Source organism: Stutzerimonas stutzeri (assembly GCF_000935215.1).
Taxonomy (GTDB): domain Bacteria; phylum Pseudomonadota; class Gammaproteobacteria; order Pseudomonadales; family Pseudomonadaceae; genus Stutzerimonas.
In genome coordinates this window covers 34,170-51,129 of sequence record NZ_JXXD01000240.1, presented here as the reverse complement: position 1 = coordinate 51,129, position 16,960 = coordinate 34,170, and the positions used below count along the sequence as shown (strand labels likewise).

Genomic DNA, 16,960 nt, shown 5'->3' with positions numbered 1-16,960 from the left:
GCACTGTCCCGTCCTGAATAAGGTTTACACCTTCGTCTTATTCATCGGGAGAACGCTCATGGCAGAAGGGGTGCGGCGCAGTCAGCAAGGCTACTCACTGCCCCATCTCTCCCCGAAAAAGCCGTCACTGCGAGCTTGAGAAGCCGGACCGGCTGCAGGTCGAAATTGAGCTCGCTTACATCCGATGCACATCACAGATTCTGCTTCGTTGCCCGCGCTAGGCGAACCGAAGTGCGCGATCAGTACAACTCAAGAAGGACGCGAGCGACCAGAACCAGATATCTACAACACCGCACGGCCTGGCTTTAAAGCAGCCAAAACTGACCGTACGAGTCGTAGTCAGAGCACATTTGGCTCGATCTCAAGGCTGACGCCGAAGCGCTCCAGCACATCGACCTGGATACGTCGCGCCAGGTCCAGCAGCTGCACCCCCGTGGCCAGGCCATGATTGACCAGCACCAACGCCTGCAGCCGATGAACCCCTGCGTCGCCGTCACGAAATCCCTTCCAGCCAGCCTTCTCGATCAGCCAGCCAGCCGCCAGTTTCACTTGACCGTCGGCTTGCGGATAACCGACCAGCTCGGGGTAACGATCGCGCAGCGTCTGAGCAGCGGCAGCCGGCACCAGCGGATTCTTGAAGAAACTCCCGGCATTGCCCAGCTGCTGTGGATCCGGCAGCTTTTCACTGCGGATGGCACAAACAGCTCGGCTCACATCCTGCGCGGAAGGTACGGTAATCCCCTGCTCCGCCAAACGCTGGCGGATCGGCCCATACTCAAGATGCAGCGCTGCCTGGCGACGCAACGCGAAACGCACTCGCAGAATCAGAAAACGCCCTGGCTGCTGTTTGAACAGACTGTCGCGATAACCGAATGCGCAGTCGTCCTCGCTGAACTCACGGATGATCCCAGTTTCACTATCCAGTGCAGTGAGCCCTGCAAATACGTCCTTGATCTCGACACCGTAGGCACCGATGTTCTGGATTGGTGATGCACCAACGGTACCTGGTATCAGGCTCAAATTCTCGAGGCCCGCCAAGCCTTGCTCCAGCGTCCAGAGCACGAATGGGTGCCAGGGCTCGCCTGCCTCCGCCTCGACCAGAACCTGCTCGGCAGACTCATCGACGATGCGTTTGCCACGGCTGGCCATATGCAGGACAAGCGCCGGCACGTCACGAGTCAGCAGCAAGTTGCTGCCTCCTCCGATCGGCAGCAGCGGAACGTCGAGCCGACGCGCCTGGGCGAGCGCGTCACGAACATCCTCATCGTTATGAGCGGCCGCGAAGTAGCGCGCACGCTGATCGACAGCGAACGTGTTGAATGCCTTGAGTGATCGGTTTGATTCTAGGGTCAGGCTCACAGTCGTCCCTTCAATTCCACGAGCAGCGCATCACAGGCCTCCTCGAGGAGATCCAGTACTTCCTCGAAGCCATCTGTCTCGCCGTAGTAAGGGTCTGGCACCACGCCACGCGCCAGGTCGTAACGGCGTAGCAACAGATCAAGCTCCGCCCTGCTCGCTTCGGGGCGCAAGGCCTCCAGTCGAGCCAGGTTGTCGTGATCCATCGCCAGAATAAGGTCGAAACGCAGGAAGTCTTCCGGCTGCACCTGGCGCGCGCGCAGCGCTGTCAGCCGATAGCCGCGTTTGCCGGCTGCGGCGCAAGCACGCGAGTCCGGAGCCTTGCCCACATGCCAATCGCCGGTCCCAGCAGAATCGATCTCGATCCGACTGCCGAGCCCAGCCTGCTCGACGCGCTGGCGAAACACGCCTTCGGCGGTGGGCGAGCGGCAGATGTTGCCCATGCAGACGAACAGGATTCTCATCTCAGCCGCCCAGCAGACGACGGACCCGCTCCAGGTCTTCCGCGGTATCCACCCCCGCAGGCGGTGCCTGTACCGCGTCTGCAACATGAATACGCTGGCCGTGCCAGAGCGCGCGCAACTGCTCCAGACACTCGGTGTCCTCCAGCCAGCAAGGACCCCAGGAAACGAAATCAGCGAGGAAACCGGCGCGATAGGCGTAGATACCAATATGCCGGCGGTACGGCACGCCAACAGGCAGTACGCTGCGATCGGCGGCAAACGCATCTCTTGCCCAGGGCAGCGGCGCCCGGCTGAAGGTCAGCGCCAGGCCATTGGTGTCCGAGAGCACCTTTACCACGTTTGGATTGAACAGCGCCTGCACATCGCTCAATGGTTCGGCGAGCGTGGCGATGGCCGCCTCGGGGTGCGCAGCCAGATTGGCGGCAACCTGATCAATGACTGCCGGGGGAATCAGCGGCTCGTCGCCCTGCACGTTGACCACGATGGCGTCACTCGGCAGACCAAGCTGCTCGCACACCTCAGCCAGCCGGTCGGTGCCGGAGTTGTGGTCGGGGCGGGTCAAAACAACCTGCGCACCGAATGCCGAGCAGGCATCGACGATGCGTGAGTCGTCGGTGGCGATGACCGCGCGCTGAGCCGTGCTCTTGCTTGCCTGCTCCCACACGTGCTGGATCATCGGCTTGCCGGCAATGTCCTGCAACGGCTTGCCAGGCAGGCGGGTCGAGGCATAGCGGGCGGGAATCACGACAGTGTAGGCAGTGCTCATTTGTCGAGGCGCTCATCCACGTCCAGCGTACGGGCCTCGCTCTCGAGCATCACCGGGATGCCATCGCGCACGGGAAACGCCAGGGCGTCGGCCTTGCAGATCAGTTCCGACTTGTCATCGGTCAGCTTCAGCGGCCCCTTGCATAGTGGGCAGGCCAGTATGTCGAGCAGTTTGGTATCCATGCGCAGTCCTTGGAAGCGTTCGACTGCGATGGCAGTGCGAGCGGCTTAAGAGTGATCGGGCAGCAATCGCGCCAACTGGCCGTCGAACCAGGTGACGAAAGCCGCAGAAGGTACGGCGTGCACCTGAAGATATGACCAACCCGGCGGTGCGAATGCCCGGCATTTCACCGCATCCTTCTCGGTCATCACCAACGGCAGGGCTGGGCTGAACTCCAGCTGCTCCTGGCTGTAGGCGGCGTGATCGGCGAAGGGGTGCGGAATCGGACGCCAGTGTAGCGTTTCGAGCGTGGTGAAGAAACGCTGCGGGTTGCCGATGCCAGCCACCGCGTGCAGCAGCTGGCCGGCGGGAAAGTGATCGAGTGGCCAGCGCTCGCCGGAGCACAGTTCGACCAGCGCGACCGGCTTGAGGCTGAACGCATAGCCGTCGGCGGTATCCGAATCGGTGCCGTTGACCAGCACAGCATCCACGCTATTCAGGCGTTCGGCCGGTTCGCGCAAGGGGCCAGCCGGCAGGCAGCGCCTGTTGCCCAGCCCGCGTGCCGCGTCGATCAGTACGAGTTCGAGGTCCCTGGCCAGCCGATAGTGCTGCAGGCCATCGTCGGAAAGGATCAGGTCAAGCGATTCGGTCTCCAGCAGGCACCGTACCGCGCGTGATCGGTCGGGATCTATCATCAGCGGTACGCCGGTACGCTGCACGATCAACAGCGGCTCGTCGCCTGATTGCTCCGCCGAGTGTTCGGGTTGAACGCGCCAGGGCAGCGCCGACGGCTTGGCACCGTAGCCACGGCTGACGACGCCGACGCGCAGCCCGCGGCTACGGCAATGTTCGATCAGCCAGAGAATCAGTGGAGTCTTGCCTGTTCCACCTACGGTGATGTTACCCACCACGATGACCGGCACTGGTGCGCGATAGGCAGCGCTTTCACCTTTGAGAAAACGCCGTCGCTTTGCCTCGACCACGCGCCGATAGAGTAGCTCCAGCGGAGCCAGCACACATAGGGCCGGATGCCCCTGATACCAGGCGCGTTGCAGGCGATCGGCGAATGACATCAGGGAGAGGCCTGCGCCTCGACCGTGGTGATGCGCAGTTGGCCGAAGCCCAGCTTGCCGGCGGCATCCATCGCGGTGATCACCGCCTGATGCGGGGTCTTGCCATCGGCGCTGATGACCATCGGCAGCCGATTGTCGCCCCCTGATTCCTTGCTCAACGCCGCCATCAGCGAATTGAGGTCGCTCTTCAAGAGCGCTTTGCCGTTGAGCGAATAATTGCCGGCCACGTCGATCAGCACTTCCAGCTGGCGGACCTCGGCATCCTGCGGCGGCGTACCGCTGGCGGCTTCCGGAAGATCGACCTTGAGCTGCGTTTCACGGGTGAAGGTCGTGGTGACCACGAAGAACAACAGCAGGATGAACACCACGTCGATCAGCGGTGCCAGCCCAATCTCCACGTTCTCCCGGGGTTTGCGACGGAATTTCACGCCTTGTCCTCACCGAGATCGACATCGCGGTCACCCTGCACCACCTCCACCAGCTTGATCGCTTCCTGCTCCATGCCAACGACCAGCTCGTCGACGCGACGCTGCAGGAAACGATGGAAGAACAGCGCTGGGATACCGACCATCAGGCCCGCCGCGGTGGTGATCAGCGCTTTGGCGATGCCGCCGGCGAGCAGGGGCGCATTGGCCATGCCCGAGTCCATGAAGGCACTGAAGATTTCGATCATGCCCAGCACCGTACCCAGCAGCCCGAGCAAGGGCGCGATGCCGGCAATGGTGCCCAGCGCGTTGAGGTAACGCTCGAGGTCGTGAACGACCCTGGCCGCGGCTTCCTCGATGCATTCCTTCATGATCTCGCGACCACGCTTGGAGTTGCTGAGGCCGGCGGCAAGAATCTCACCCAAAGGCGAATCCGCGCGCAGTTCCTTGAGTTTCTGGTTGCTGAGTTTTTTGTCCTTGATCCACTTCCACACCTGGCCAAGCAGATGCGGCGGCGTGACACGACTCGGGCGCAGCGTCCACAGGCGCTCAGCAACGATGCCGGCGGCGGCGATGGAACACAGGATGATTGGCAGCATTATCCAGCCGCCTGCTTTGACCAGCTCCCACACGAGATGAATCCCCCTCGAAAAAGTGGCGCCACTCTAGCATAGGGTCGAGGGGTCGCCGACGGCCGCCGTTCTCATTTTTCCCGCCAGAACCGACGTTCCGCACGTTGTATCTCCGCCCCCGAGAAATCGCCGAGATCGATGCGGATCGCGCCGTGCAAGGCGGTGTCGTAAATGTCGATCGCGGACGCTTCGAGGCGAGCGGTCACAGTCGGATGAGGATGACCGAAAGCGTTGTGCAGGCTGCGCGAGATCAGCGCGGCGCTCGGTTCCACCGCTCGCAGGAATGGCTCCGACGATGAGCTGCGGCTGCCGTGATGAGGCAATAGCAACCACTGCGCCTTTACGTCCTGTCCGCTGAGCAGCAACGCCTGCTCCGCGGCCTGATCGATATCGCCGGTAAGCAGCACCCGTTCGCCATTGGCCTCGACCAGCAGAACGCATGACGTCTGATTGCTCTCCCGGGCCGCCTGCCATTGCCAGAGACTGAAACGCACGCCGTTCCACCGCCACTCGGCACCGTTTTCACAGGGCTTGGCATTCAGATCGGTCGCATGTCGTTGCGGCTCCCCACTGACGGTCCGCGCGACCGGAAGCAGTCGACGGATCGCCTGAGCGCCACCGGAATGATCGTTATCCGCATGGCTCAGCAGCAGTATGTCCAGCCTCTTCACGCCCAGGCTTCGCAGCGACGGGAACACGACACGCTCGCCGGTATCGAAATCACCCTGCCTCGGTCCCGCATCGTAGAGCAACGCGTGCTCCCGGGTCCGCACCAGTACCGAAAGCCCCTGCCCCACATCCAGCACCGAGACCCGCGCCCGTCCTTCGGCTACTTCGGAATACGGGGGATACACCAACGGCGCCAGGAGCACCAGTCCGAGCGCACGCACCGGCACACCTGACGGCAATAACATCAACAGCACACCCAGCCCAATCATCAGCAAGGCCCAGATGGGTATATCGACCGCCAGCCAGGCGGGTTGCCAGGTAGCCATGGCGGACAGCAGCTCGAACAGCAGCGCCAGCGAGGTGCCGACCAACCAGAGTAGCGCCTCGCCGATAGCGCCCAACGGCAGAAGCAACGTACCGAGCAGCGCGAAGGGAACGGTGAGGCTTATCCAGGGTACGGCAATCAGATTGGCCAAAGGCCCGCTGGCGCTGACCGGCAGTCCCAGCGTCAGTAACAGAGGCAGCAGGCCGAGGGAAGCTGCCCATTGGGCGCGCGTCAGCGTCGCCCACCACTTCCATCGGCCGAGCCGACCGGAGAACGCCAGCGCGAGCACCGCAACGGCCCCGAATGAGAGCCAAAACCCCGGCTGCAACGAGACCAGGGGATCGACCAGCAGGACACCATTCAGCGCCAGCAACAGCGGCTGCCAGACACCCAGATGACGAAAGCGCAAGCGCCAGAGCAGGACCACGGCGACCATGAGACACGCACGACGCACCGGCACATCGAACCCCGCGAGCCATCCATAGGAAAGCGCACCAGCGAGAGCCAACGCGCATGCGCATGGAAGCCAGGGCCAACGGCTGGGCCAGAAGCCCCATCGAGCTGCTAGCGCAACCAGTCCGTATAGCAAGCCAGCCAGCATGCCGATGTGCTGTCCGGATATGACCATCAGGTGCACCGTGCCGGTGTCCTGCAACACCTGCCAATCCTCACGACTCAGGCCGGAGTCATCACCGACCACCAGTGCCGCGATCGCGCCTTGTCGACCGGACGCGGAGACCTCCATCAGACGGAGCCTCAAGCGGTCGCGCCAACTATTCACGGAGTACGGCGCGAAGAGGCGCTCTCCCGCCTTGACCGAACCAGTCGCGCCAATGCGACGCGCCAGCAACCAGGCTTCGTAGTCGAACGCATGCGGATTGACCAGGCCACGCGGACGTTTCAGTCGAGCCGCAAGCCGCCAGCGCTCGCCGGCCCGCACTTGCCGGCCGCCGTACCAGGACAGACGCACCTTCGACGGCAGCCCAGCATGCCTCGACTCGATATCCTCCAACTCGAAGCGCACGACATCGCCCGTGCTGGTGGGCAATCCACTGACCGTCCCCTGGATCCAGTATGTCCGGCCATCTTGCGAAACGGGCAGGCGATCATCAATGGCACTCTGGCACTGCCAGCATGCCCAGGCGAACCCGAGGAGAAGCAACCCGGACGACGCCCAGCGCCGACGCGAAAGCAGCAAGCCCCCCAGCATGCCAAGCACGCACAAGATCCAGACAGAGGGCAACGCCGGTAAGAAACGGGGCAAGACGAGGCCTGCCGCGAGCGCCAACATCCATGTGCGCATGCTTTTTCGACTCCTGGAATCCATTCCGGGACCGCTGTGGGCGGATGGTCAATTTGTCGCGGGCGTAGACCTAATGTCACAAAACTCCTGTCAGCGCCGCATCGCGATTCGAGGCATAATCGCCGGGCTGCAGCCTGCCAGAGAACCTTCATGCCGCGTCGCTTTTTCAAACGCTACATGCCGCACCCCGATCGCATCAAGACTAACAAGTCCCTGCGTTTTCTCGGCGCGCTGATTCACGATCCCAATCTCTGGCATCTCAATAGGCACTCGGTGGCGCGAGCCATGGCTATCGGCCTGTTTTGGGCGATGATTCCGATGCCCATGCAGATGCTCGCGGCGGCCGTCTGTGCGCTTCCCGCGAGAGCCAATCTGCCCATCGCGGTAGGTTTGGTCTGGCTGACCAACCCGCTGACCATGCCTCCGGTGTTCTATTGCAATTACAAGGTCGGAACCTGGCTGCTGGATACACCGGCCTCTGACATGCCGGCAGAATTGAGCCTGGCCTGGGTAAGTCACATGCTGCAGCACAACTGGCAGCCGCTGTATCTGGGCTCGCTGGTTTCGGGCGTCGTTTTCGCCATTCTCGGCTACGTTCTAACTCAGGCCTACTGGCGCTGGTGGGTCGGGCGCAGCTGGCGCCGGCGACAGAACGGCCGGCGCTAACGGCCATCACTCGTAGCGCAGTGCCTCGGCCGGCTGGGTCTGCGCGGCTCGCCATGCCGGATAGAGCGTAGCCAAGAAGCTCAAGGTCAGCGCCGCGACCGATACCAGCACGACGTCCTCCAGACGCAGCTCCGATGGCAGGGTGCTGATGAAGTAGACGTCGGAACTAAAGATATGCTGGCCTGACACTTTTTCCAGCCATGCCACCAGAGCACTTACGTTCAGCGCACCGAGTACGCCCAGAATCACGCCTATCACGGTGCCACTGAAGCCAATGATGCTGCCCTGAACCATGAAGATCGCCATGATCTGCCGTGGAGTCGCGCCAAGCGTGCGCAGAATCGCGATATCGGCCCGCTTGTCGGCAACGACCATGATCAGCGTCGCAATGATATTGAAGGCCGCCACCGCAACGATCAGCATCAACAACAGGCCAATCATGGTCTTTTCCATCTTCATCGCGTTAAATAGGCTGCCCTGCGTATAAGACCAGTCCTCCACGCGGTAGCCATCACCGAGCATTTCAGCCACCTGCGCTGCCACTTCCGGCGCCCGATACAGGTCGCTCAGCTTGAGCCGCACGCCCTGCACCTGCTGCGGCGCCCAACGATGTATCTGCGCAGCATCGGCGCGGTGGATCATCCCCAGGCTGCCGTCCAGATCGGCGCCCACCTTGAAAACGCCAACCACATTCAGCCTCTGCATGCGAGGCGTGACTCCACCGGGCGAGGAGCTCACTTCCGGCACGATCAGCGTCAACTTGTCGCCCAGCTTCAGACCGAAGCGCCGGGCGGTCATCAAGCCGATGATGACGCCGAACTCACCCGGTTTCAGCGCATCCAGTCTGCCTCCGACCAACCGATCACCGACGATGGAAACATCCGCCTCAGCCTGCGGATCGATACCGCTGATCTGAATCGGCTGCATGCTGCCCTTGAATGACAGCATGCCTTCGAGCTGGGTGACGGGTGCGCTGCCGACAATCTGAGGATGCGCCGACAGGCGCGACGCGACGGCCTGCCAGTCGTCCAATGGCTGATCACCGATGACGGTGGCGTGGGACACCATCCCGAGAATGCGCGAGCTCATCTCGCGCTGAAATCCGTTCATCACGGACAGGACCATGATCATCGCCAACACGCCAAGTGCCAGGCCGATCAGCGAGGTCAGGGAGATGAACGAGATGAAATGGTTGCGCCGCTTGGCACGGGTGTAGCGGCTGCCGATAAAGACACTCAGAGGCCTGAACATCATTCGACCACCAGACGTCCGTCTTCCAACCGCAGGATCTGATCCATCTGCGCGGCAAGCTGACGGTCATGGGTAACCACCAGGAAGGCGGTCTGCAACGACTTGCTGAGCTCCAGCATGAGGTCCTGGATGCCTTGCGCCGTGTGATGGTCAAGATTTCCGGTAGGTTCGTCGAGCAGTACCAGCGCCGGCTCGTTCACCAGCGCCCGTGCAATCGCCACACGCTGGCGTTCACCGCCCGAGAGCTCCGCCGGCTTGTGCTCGAGGCGATGCCCGAGTCCGACACGCGTCAACAGCGCAGCGGCCTTCTGCCGCGCTTCCGGGATCGGCGTCCGGCCGATCAGCAACGGCATGCAGACGTTCTCCAGTGCAGTGAATTCGGCGAGCAGGTGATGGAACTGGTAAACGAAGCCCAGCGCGCGGTTACGCAATAACCCGCGATCCTTTTCGTTGAGCGCCGAAAGCTCTTCACCGGCCAGCCAGACACTGCCCTCACTGGGCGTATCCAGCCCGCCAAGCAGGTTCAACAGGGTGCTCTTGCCCGAGCCGGAACTGCCGACGATGGCGACGCGCTGCCCCGGGAACAACTCGAGTTGCAGGCCGGACAGCACTTCCACCGACTCCGGACCCTGCTCGTAGCGTTTGCCAAGATTGCGGCAGCTCAGCACCGCGTGCTTTTGCGAAGAAAGCTCGTTCATAACCTGTTCACTCATAACGTAGCGCCTCTGCCGGCTGGGTGCGCGCAGCGCGCCAGGCCGGATACAGGGTCGCGAGGAAACTCAGGACCAGCGCGGCAACACAGACCTGGATGACGTCGGCCGCCATCAGCCGTGACGGCAGATAGTCGATGAAATAGACGTCGGCGCTGAGAAACTTATGTCCGATCAGGCGTTCCAGGGCAGCGATCCAGCTGCTGACATTGACTGCCGCGAACATGCCCAGCAGCGCCCCGACCAAGGTGCCGACGACGCCGATCACCGTACCCTGGACCATGAATATCGCCATGATCTGTTTCGGCGTCGCGCCCAGCGTGCGAAGAATGGCGATATCGCCGCGCTTGTCGGTTACTACCATCACCAGCGTCGAAATGATGTTGAACGCCGCCACCGCCACGATCAGCAGCAACAACAGTCCGATCATGGCCTTCTCCATGCGAATCGCCTGGTACAGGTTGCCATGGGTGCGGGTCCAGTCACGGGAATAGAAATCATCGCCGAGCTGGCCGGCCAGCTCCCAGGCAATGCGGGGCGCCTGGAACAGGTCGTCGAAACGCAGACGAACTCCCTGGACCTGGTCCGGCTTCCAGCGCTGCAGCCGTGCTATGTCAGCGATGTTCGCCAGCGCAACGTAGCCATCGATCTCGCCGGCTCCGACATGAAAGATTCCGGTCACGGTAAAACGCTTCATGCGCGGGAACACCCCAGCTGGAGTCACGATGACTTCGGGCGCCACGAAGGTGATCTTGTCCCCCACGCCGACACCGAGCTTGGTCGCAGCCTTGTCACCGATGACGATGCCGAACTCGCCTGCGGCGAGATCGTCCAGCGAACCCTCGCGGAAAAACTGATCGATGATCGAAACCCGCCGTTCAGCCTCGGGGTCCACTGCGTTGATCAGGATTTTGGTCACCTGCCCCTGATGGGTCAGCAACCCCTGGCTTTGAATGAAAGGTGCCGTCGCCGCGACCTGGGAGTGCCCTTTGAGGCGCTTCCCAAGTGTCTGCCAGTCGCCAATTGGCGTCGGGCTTTCGATCGTCGCATGCGGCACCATGCCCAAGACGCGGGTACGCATCTCGTGATCAAAGCCGTTCATCACGGAAAGCACGACGATCATCACCAGCACACCCAGGGCGAGACCGATCATGGATGTCAGGGAGATGAAGGAGACGAAGAGGCTACGACGTCTGGCGCGGGTGTAACGCGCGCCGATAAAGACGGACAGCGGTCTGAACATAAGATCGACGGGTTCGCTGGCGGGGGAAAAAACAACATGCAGCTGACGTCACCGCGGGGCCTGATACACTCTGGCCATTACTGCATCCCGGGTATCGCCATGCCGACACAAGACACTGAAGAACGCCGCGAATACTACCGTATCGAGGATCGTGTGGCACTGGAAATCATCCCGGCCGACCAAGGCCAGGAGGCCGACGCAGCGCCCCTACCGCCGCTTTTCAGCCTGCTCGGCGAGCTGCACCAACTTGATTTCGAAGCGCAGCATTTGTTGCGGCAGATTGCCGAGAGCAATCGCACGCTGGCCAATTACCTGAAGGTGCAGAACAAACGAATCGAACTCCTGGGCCAGGCACTGGCGCAGGATCTGCTGAAGGATCAGGGCGCACCGCAGCCGGTGATATTGTCCGAAGGCGGTATCAGCTTCGCCAGCGAGCAGCCCAAGGCTGAAGGAGAGGGGCTCACACTGAAGCTGATTCTGCTGCCCCAGGGGCTTGGCCTTGTGCTGGCCGCGCGGGTCATCTACTGCACGCCGATGGATGACGGGCGTTACGATATCGGCACAGAGTTCGAAGCGTTGACTGATGCACAGCGACAGTTGCTCGCACGACATATCCTGCAGAAACAGGCGCTGGAGCGGCGCCTGGCCCTGGAAAGCCTGCAAGGAGATTGACCGATGCGCCGCCTGGCGACTCTGCTGCTCGTACTGACATTCAGTCCACCCCTGTTCGCCGAAGACATTCGGATACCTGTTGGTCAACAAGGCCTGCCGGAAATGACCATGCCTAGTCGTGGCGACTCGAAGAACCAGGTTCTGGACCGCTTCGGCCTGGCCGATGAAGAGCGACCCGCCGTCGGCCAGCCGCCGATCACCCGCTGGGATTACCGGGAGTTTTCCGTGTACTTCGAAGGCGACCGGGTGATCAACAGCGTGCGCCATCATCAACGCACCCCATCACCCCCTAAGGAAGACTTGCAACCGTGACACTCATCTACGGCCATCGCGGCGCCAAGGGCGAAGCGCCAGAAAACACCCTGGTGAGCTTCGAGCAATGCCTCCAGCACGGCGTGCGCCGCTGCGAGCTGGATCTGCATCTTTCCCGCGACGGCGAATTGATGGTCATCCACGACCCGACACTCAAGCGCACCACCGGTCACCGGGGAAAAGTCGTGCAACATGATGCCGACGAGCTTGTGAACTACGACGCCCGGGAAGGCGGGCCTGGCTGGAAGACACCCTGCCCTATTCCGAGGCTGAGCGAGCTGTTCGAAAAATGCGATTTCGAGCACTGGCAGCTTGAGGTCAAGAGTGCTTCACGGGTGCGCGCCGCGCGTACGGTCATGGCAATCAAGGAGCTGGCCGAACAGCATCGGTTGCTCGATCGCATCACCGTCACGTCGAGTTCTCGTGAAGTCCTGCGTGCGCTGAACCGGCTGGCGCCGGAGATATCACGCGGGCTGGTAGCCGAGTACAACTGGCTAGACCCACTGAAGGTCGCCCGTCAATATGGCTGCAGCCTGCTGGCATTGAAGTGGACGCTGTGCACCCCGGAGCGTCTGGAAAAAGCGCGTAAACAGGGCCTGCATGTATCGGTGTGGACAGTCAATGAACCAGCCCTGATGCGCCGCCTGACCGACTTCGGCGTCGACAGCCTGATCACCGACTACCCCGGCCTGGCTGTCAGTACGCTATCGCGATCCTGACAGCCAACACACCGCGGCACGATCCGGCAGCGCAGGTCGCTGCCGGATTCGCCCTCACCTGATCAGAAGCTCTCCCGGTTAGGCCAATGCCAATCACGGGAGTCGCCGCCCTCTCCAGCCGCCTCAGGCCAGCGGCCGGAGCTTCTCAAAAAAGCCGGTTGAGCCCGTCGAACGCAGCGACGCGATAGGCTTCGGCCATTGTCGGGTAGTTGAAGGTGGTGTTGACGAAGTACTTGATGCTGTTCGCCGGCCCCTTCTGGTTCATGATCGCCTGGCCAATGTGCACGATCTCCGAAGCCTGATAACCGAAGCAGTGCACACCGAGCACTTCCAGCGTTTCGCGGTGGAAGAGAATCTTCAGCATGCCCACTGGCTCGAACGAAATCTGCGCCCGCGCCATGCTTTTGAAGAACGCCTTGCCGACTTCATAGGGAATCTTCGCCTGGGTCAGTTCGCGCTCATTCTTGCCGATCGAGCTGATCTCGGGAATGGTGTAGATACCGGTCGGTACGTCATCGACGAAACGCCAGGAGTCATTCTCGACGATGCTGCCCGCTGCCGAACGGCCTTGGTCATAAGCGGCACTGGCCAGCGACGGCCAACCGATCACATCGCCGGCAGCGTAGATATTGCCGATCTCGGTGCGGTAGTGCTCATCAACCTGGACCTGACCACGACTGTTGGCCTTGAGCCCGATGTTCTCCAGCCCGAGCTTGTCGGTATTGCCGGTACGTCCGTTGCTCCAGAGGAATGCGTCTGCCTTGATCTTCTTGCCCGACTTGAGATGCAGGATGACGCCGTTCTCCAGCCCCTCGACCCGCTCGTACTCTTCGTTGTGGCGAATCAGCACGTTGTTGTTGCGCAGGTGATAGCTGAGCGCATCGGAAATCTCATCATCGAGGAAGCTGAGCAGCTGCTCGCGGTTGTCGATCAGGTCGACCAGCACGCCCAGACCGCTGAAGATCGATGCATATTCGCAACCGATGACGCCGGCCCCGTATATGATCATCCGGCGCGGCGTGTGACTGAGAGTAAGAATGGTGTCGCTGTCGTAGATACGCGGGTGATTAAAGTCGATATCAGCCGGTCGATACGGGCGCGAGCCGGTGGCGATGACGAACTGGCTGGCAACCAGCTTTTCCACCATGCCATTGAGGCAAACCACTTCGACGCTCTGCTCATCGGAGAAGCTGGCAGTCCCGAAGAAGGTATCGATGCGGTTACGCGCGTAGTAACTCGTGCGGGAAGTGACCTGCTTGCTGATGACCTTCTCGGCACTCTTCAGCACGTCCGGAAAGGAGAACCACCGTGGTTCGCCGATCTGGCGGAACAGCGGGTTGGTGTTGTACTGCATGATCTGCCGTACCGAATGGCGCAAGGCCTTGGACGGAATGGTGCCCAGGTGTGTGCAGTTGCCTCCAACCAGCGGACGGTTATCTACCACGGCGACCTTGCGTCCCGCCTTGACGGCATTTATTGCCGCGCCCTCCCCGGCTGGACCGGAACCCAATACCACCAAATCGTAGTTATAGACCGCCATATACACTCCTGAAAACGCAGCGGGAGACGCCGCTGCTGTCAACGAATTCGCCGATGTCCAAGGACGCAAACCAGCCACTTCTTTCAAGCTCTGCGCGCGCCGTGCCCATCAGGAGCCCGGTCAGGCAAGCCCGCTCAGGGCTGCCTGGACGCGCAAAGGTTCACATCAACGCTTGGTGGCGTCGTAGGCGAGATCGGCGTTACCCGCGTTCTTCGCCTCGTTCACTTCTTCGCACTTCTCGCGGCTACCGCCACAGATGGAGCACTCCTTCTCGATGCCCAGATTGGCGATACCCCCGCAGGAACCCGCGATGGGCTTGCGGCCCATGATCACGCCGATGGCCATGCCGAATACCACAAGCAGCATCACCAGAAAAACCAGTAACCAAGTCATTGCTCTACTCCCGCACCGAACAGCTCGTCAAAAGCCTTGGTGCTCGTTGTTACGAAGCCTTGCCCCTCGCGCACGACGAAGAACGCGGCGATCGCATTACGCTCTGCCAGTGCCAGCCCCCGCTCGGGGCCGAGCACCATCAACGCGGTAGACAACCCGTCAGCACGCAAAGTCGATTTATCGATGACCGTCACCGCAGCGAGGTGATGCTCGATCGGTCTGCCGCTTTGCGGGTCCAGGGTATGTGAATAACGCCGGCCGTCCTGCTCGAAATAGTTTCGATAGTCGCCGGAGGTGGATACGCCCAGACCATCGAGTTCGACGATCTTCTGCGCAACCCGCTGGTCATCCCTGGGCGCTTCAATGGCTATGCGCCACGGTGAATCATCGGGCTTGCGGCCCTCAGCCTTGAGCTCGCCAGTGATCTCAACGAGGTAACTCTCTACGCCGAGCGCCTTCAAACGATCGACAACGCGATCAACCGCATAACCGGCAGCAATACTGTTGAAGTCCAGCTGCAGCGCCACCGTCTTGCACAACTGATCGCCATCGATACGTAGATGCCGATGGCCGGTCAACGCCCGCGCCGCCTCGATATCCGCCGCGGATGGAACCTGTTCGCCACGACCTTGCGGACCGAAGCCCCAAAGGTTCAGCAATGGCTCGAGTGTAAGATCGAACGCGCCATCGCTGTCGGCCGATAGCTGATCGCCCGCTGCGACCAATTCGCGCACCGTATCCGGCATCGGCTCGCAGCTTCCGGCGGGCAGCGCATTGAAGCGCTCGACGTCGGAATCGCTACGGTAGGTGGACAGCTGTTTATCGATGTCACCGAGAATGGCCTCGACCTCACCGTGCAGCTCTTCCCTGGAGGGGACGTCGCCGCTGCTTACGTACTTGACGGTATAGGTGCTGCCCATCGTTGGGCCGCTGATGACCTCGACCCTGTCCTGAAACAGACAGCCCGTCAGGGCTGCCGCGAGAGCGACAGCGATGACGGGCCGGAGGTACACGACAGCATGGAGAGCCTGCAGTGACGCTCGGGTCATGCTAGCCGCCGAAGTCGTCGAGCAGAATATTCTCCGGCTCGACGCCGAGGTCGGTGAGCATCTTGATCACCGATGCATTCATCATGGGCGGGCCACACATGTAGAACTCGCAATCTTCCGGAGCCGGATGATCCTTCAGATAGTTCTCGTACAGCACGTTGTGGATAAAGCCGGTCGGGCCATCCCAGTTATCTTCCGGCAGCGGATCGGACAGGGCCAGATGCCATTGGAAGTTCGGATTCTCCGCCTGCAACTGGTCGTACTCTTCCACGTAGAAGGCCTCGCGCATGGAGCGCGCGCCATACCAGAAGCTCATCTTGCGCTTGGACTTCAGGCGCTTGAGCTGGTCGAAGATGTGCGAGCGCATCGGTGCCATCCCCGCACCACCGCCGATGAACACCATCTCGGCGTCGGTGTCCTTGGCGAAGAACTCGCCGAACGGTCCGTAAACGGTGATCTTGTCGCCCGGCTTCAGGCTGAAGACATAGGATGACATCTTGCCCGGCGGAATATCGTCACGGCCTGGCGGCGGTGAGGCGATACGGATGTTGAACTTCACCAGGCCACGCTCTTCCGGATAGTTCGCCATGGAGTAGGCGCGAATAACGGTCTCGTCGCACTTCGACACGTACTTCCACTGGTCGAACTTGTCCCAGTCGCCGCGATACTCTTCCTGAATGTCGAAGTCCCGGTAACGCACTTCATGCGGCGGGCACTCGAGCTGCACATAACCACCAGCGCGGAAGTCGACGTTCTCGCCTTCCGGCAGCTTGAGTGTCAGTTCCTTGATGAAGGTCGCGACGTTGGGGTTGGACTCGACGGTGCATTCCCACTTCTTCACGCCGAAGACTTCTTCCGGCACTTCGATCTTCATGTCCGCCTTGACCGGAGTCTGGCAGGACAGGCGCCAGCCCTCGCCCGCCTCACGACGGGTGAAGTGCGACTCCTCGGTAGGCAGCATCTCGCCACCACCGCTCTCGACGATGCACTTGCACTGCGCGCAGGTACCGCCGCCACCACAGGCTGACGAGAGGAAGATGTTGTTGGCGGCCAGGGTCTGCAGCAACTTGCCACCGGCGGGCACGGTAATCGTACGCTCACCGTTGATTTCGATTGACACGTCACCGCTGGATACCAGCTTGGCGCGTGCAGCCAGGATGATCACCACCAGCGCAAGCACGATGGCGGTGAACATACCGATGGCGAGGAAAATTTCGTAACTCATCAGTTCGT

19 protein-coding genes are annotated in these 16,960 nt (G+C 61.5%); 4 read left to right on the top strand and 15 right to left on the bottom strand.

Going from position 1 to position 16,960, the window contains the following annotated elements; translation table 11 throughout:
* Window positions 1-339: 339 nt before the first annotated feature.
* From murB to LO50_RS20440, 8 genes are all read right to left on the bottom strand, one after another.
* Complete coding sequence (gene murB / locus LO50_RS20475; RefSeq protein ID WP_023446726.1) at window positions 340-1,359, bottom strand: UDP-N-acetylmuramate dehydrogenase; 1,020 nt, start codon at window positions 1,357-1,359, stop codon at window positions 340-342.
* Window positions 1,356-1,820, bottom strand: a complete 465-nt coding sequence (locus tag LO50_RS20470; RefSeq protein WP_023446727.1) for a low molecular weight protein-tyrosine-phosphatase — start codon at window positions 1,818-1,820, stop codon at window positions 1,356-1,358. The genes murB and LO50_RS20470 overlap by 4 nt, the downstream gene beginning before the upstream one ends.
* Window position 1,821: 1 nt before the next feature.
* A complete protein-coding gene (gene kdsB / locus LO50_RS20465; protein ID WP_044316182.1) occupies window positions 1,822-2,586 on the bottom strand; it encodes a 3-deoxy-manno-octulosonate cytidylyltransferase in 765 nt (254 codons plus the stop codon).
* Window positions 2,583-2,768: a Trm112 family protein gene (locus tag LO50_RS20460; RefSeq protein ID WP_003299639.1), complete on the bottom strand. Its 186-nt coding sequence runs from the start codon at window positions 2,766-2,768 to the stop codon at window positions 2,583-2,585. Before LO50_RS20460 ends, kdsB begins: the two co-directional genes overlap by 4 nt.
* A gap of 45 nt (window positions 2,769-2,813) precedes the next feature.
* Window positions 2,814-3,818, bottom strand: a complete 1,005-nt coding sequence (gene lpxK, locus LO50_RS20455; RefSeq protein WP_041014487.1) for a tetraacyldisaccharide 4'-kinase — start codon at window positions 3,816-3,818, stop codon at window positions 2,814-2,816.
* On the bottom strand, window positions 3,818-4,246 hold the full coding sequence (locus LO50_RS20450) for an ExbD/TolR family protein (RefSeq protein ID WP_014820907.1): 429 nt from the start codon (window positions 4,244-4,246) through the stop codon (window positions 3,818-3,820). Before LO50_RS20450 ends, lpxK begins: the two co-directional genes overlap by 1 nt.
* The gene (locus tag LO50_RS20445; RefSeq protein ID WP_031298327.1) at window positions 4,243-4,875 is read right to left on the bottom strand and encodes a MotA/TolQ/ExbB proton channel family protein; all 633 of its coding nucleotides are present in this window, start codon (window positions 4,873-4,875) and stop codon (window positions 4,243-4,245) included. The genes LO50_RS20450 and LO50_RS20445 overlap by 4 nt, the downstream gene beginning before the upstream one ends.
* Window positions 4,876-4,946: 71 nt before the next feature.
* Window positions 4,947-7,172, bottom strand: coding sequence for a DNA internalization-related competence protein ComEC/Rec2 (locus LO50_RS20440; protein WP_080902144.1), 2,226 nt, complete (start codon window positions 7,170-7,172; stop codon window positions 4,947-4,949).
* A gap of 150 nt (window positions 7,173-7,322) precedes the next feature.
* On the opposite strand from LO50_RS20440, the gene LO50_RS20435 reads away from it, so the two are divergent.
* Complete coding sequence (locus LO50_RS20435; protein ID WP_003299644.1) at window positions 7,323-7,838, top strand: DUF2062 domain-containing protein; 516 nt, start codon at window positions 7,323-7,325, stop codon at window positions 7,836-7,838.
* A 6-nt stretch (window positions 7,839-7,844) separates the two neighbouring features.
* Here LO50_RS20435 and LO50_RS20430 read toward each other — a convergent pair whose 3' ends face one another.
* Genes LO50_RS20430 through LO50_RS20420 form a run of 3 tightly spaced genes read right to left on the bottom strand, consistent with a single transcriptional unit; the run spans window position 7,845 to window position 11,042 of the window.
* Window positions 7,845-9,089: a lipoprotein-releasing ABC transporter permease subunit gene (locus tag LO50_RS20430; RefSeq protein WP_044316205.1), complete on the bottom strand. Its 1,245-nt coding sequence runs from the start codon at window positions 9,087-9,089 to the stop codon at window positions 7,845-7,847.
* Window positions 9,089-9,787 carry a lipoprotein-releasing ABC transporter ATP-binding protein LolD gene (lolD, locus tag LO50_RS20425; protein ID WP_003299646.1) on the bottom strand — a complete coding sequence of 233 codons (699 nt, stop codon included), beginning with the start codon at window positions 9,785-9,787 and terminating at the stop codon, window positions 9,089-9,091. Before lolD ends, LO50_RS20430 begins: the two co-directional genes overlap by 1 nt.
* 7 nt (window positions 9,788-9,794) lie before the next feature.
* On the bottom strand, window positions 9,795-11,042 hold the full coding sequence (locus tag LO50_RS20420; RefSeq protein WP_044316181.1) for a lipoprotein-releasing ABC transporter permease subunit: 1,248 nt from the start codon (window positions 11,040-11,042) through the stop codon (window positions 9,795-9,797).
* A 36-nt stretch (window positions 11,043-11,078) separates the two neighbouring features.
* Here LO50_RS20420 and LO50_RS20415 point away from each other — a divergent pair, with 36 nt between their 5' ends.
* The 3 genes from LO50_RS20415 to LO50_RS20405 are packed head-to-tail and all read left to right on the top strand — an operon-like array spanning window position 11,079 to window position 12,745.
* Entirely contained in the window at window positions 11,079-11,714 is a 636-nt protein-coding gene (locus LO50_RS20415; RefSeq protein WP_080902143.1) for a PilZ domain-containing protein, read from the top strand.
* Window positions 11,715-11,717: 3 nt separating this feature from the next.
* Window positions 11,718-12,026 (top strand): hypothetical protein, encoded by a 309-nt coding sequence (locus LO50_RS20410; protein ID WP_023446735.1) that lies wholly within the window; start codon window positions 11,718-11,720, stop codon window positions 12,024-12,026.
* Entirely contained in the window at window positions 12,023-12,745 is a 723-nt protein-coding gene (locus LO50_RS20405; protein ID WP_044316180.1) for a glycerophosphodiester phosphodiesterase, read from the top strand. Before LO50_RS20410 ends, LO50_RS20405 begins: the two co-directional genes overlap by 4 nt.
* Window positions 12,746-12,890: 145 nt before the next feature.
* On the opposite strand, the gene sthA is transcribed toward LO50_RS20405, so the two are convergent.
* From sthA to nqrF, 4 genes are all read right to left on the bottom strand, one after another.
* The gene (gene sthA, locus LO50_RS20400) at window positions 12,891-14,285 is read right to left on the bottom strand and encodes a Si-specific NAD(P)(+) transhydrogenase (RefSeq protein WP_003299651.1); all 1,395 of its coding nucleotides are present in this window, start codon (window positions 14,283-14,285) and stop codon (window positions 12,891-12,893) included.
* Between the two features lie 165 nt (window positions 14,286-14,450).
* Window positions 14,451-14,678: a (Na+)-NQR maturation NqrM gene (gene nqrM, locus LO50_RS20395; RefSeq protein WP_003283705.1), complete on the bottom strand. Its 228-nt coding sequence runs from the start codon at window positions 14,676-14,678 to the stop codon at window positions 14,451-14,453.
* Window positions 14,675-15,598, bottom strand: a complete 924-nt coding sequence (locus LO50_RS20390; protein WP_044316203.1) for an FAD:protein FMN transferase — start codon at window positions 15,596-15,598, stop codon at window positions 14,675-14,677. The genes nqrM and LO50_RS20390 overlap by 4 nt, the downstream gene beginning before the upstream one ends.
* A 130-nt stretch (window positions 15,599-15,728) precedes the next feature.
* Window positions 15,729-16,955, bottom strand: coding sequence for an NADH:ubiquinone reductase (Na(+)-transporting) subunit F (gene nqrF / locus LO50_RS20385; protein ID WP_172602804.1), 1,227 nt, complete (start codon window positions 16,953-16,955; stop codon window positions 15,729-15,731).
* Between the last annotated feature and the right edge of the window lie 5 nt (window positions 16,956-16,960).

What these genes read in the sequence shown, in the direction of transcription:
- lpxK (WP_041014487.1), bottom strand. Translation starts at nt 3,818, where the DNA reads ATGTCATTCGCCGATCGCCTGCAACGCGCCTGGTATCAGGGGCATCCG.
- LO50_RS20430 (WP_044316205.1), bottom strand. Translation starts at nt 9,089, where the DNA reads ATGTTCAGGCCTCTGAGTGTCTTTATCGGCAGCCGCTACACCCGTGCC.
- LO50_RS20435 (WP_003299644.1), top strand. Translation starts at nt 7,323, where the DNA reads ATGCCGCGTCGCTTTTTCAAACGCTACATGCCGCACCCCGATCGCATC.
- LO50_RS20460 (WP_003299639.1), bottom strand. Translation starts at nt 2,768, where the DNA reads ATGGATACCAAACTGCTCGACATACTGGCCTGCCCACTATGCAAGGGG.
- nqrM (WP_003283705.1), bottom strand. Translation starts at nt 14,678, where the DNA reads ATGACTTGGTTACTGGTTTTTCTGGTGATGCTGCTTGTGGTATTCGGC.
- LO50_RS20410 (WP_023446735.1), top strand. Translation starts at nt 11,718, where the DNA reads ATGCGCCGCCTGGCGACTCTGCTGCTCGTACTGACATTCAGTCCACCC.
- kdsB (WP_044316182.1), bottom strand. Translation starts at nt 2,586, where the DNA reads ATGAGCACTGCCTACACTGTCGTGATTCCCGCCCGCTATGCCTCGACC.
- LO50_RS20470 (WP_023446727.1), bottom strand. Translation starts at nt 1,820, where the DNA reads ATGAGAATCCTGTTCGTCTGCATGGGCAACATCTGCCGCTCGCCCACC.
- sthA (WP_003299651.1), bottom strand. Translation starts at nt 14,285, where the DNA reads ATGGCGGTCTATAACTACGATTTGGTGGTATTGGGTTCCGGTCCAGCC.
- LO50_RS20440 (WP_080902144.1), bottom strand. Translation starts at nt 7,172, where the DNA reads ATGCGCACATGGATGTTGGCGCTCGCGGCAGGCCTCGTCTTGCCCCGT.
- lolD (WP_003299646.1), bottom strand. Translation starts at nt 9,787, where the DNA reads ATGAACGAGCTTTCTTCGCAAAAGCACGCGGTGCTGAGCTGCCGCAAT.
- LO50_RS20420 (WP_044316181.1), bottom strand. Translation starts at nt 11,042, where the DNA reads ATGTTCAGACCGCTGTCCGTCTTTATCGGCGCGCGTTACACCCGCGCC.
- LO50_RS20390 (WP_044316203.1), bottom strand. Translation starts at nt 15,598, where the DNA reads ATGGGCAGCACCTATACCGTCAAGTACGTAAGCAGCGGCGACGTCCCC.
- LO50_RS20415 (WP_080902143.1), top strand. Translation starts at nt 11,079, where the DNA reads ATGCAGCTGACGTCACCGCGGGGCCTGATACACTCTGGCCATTACTGC.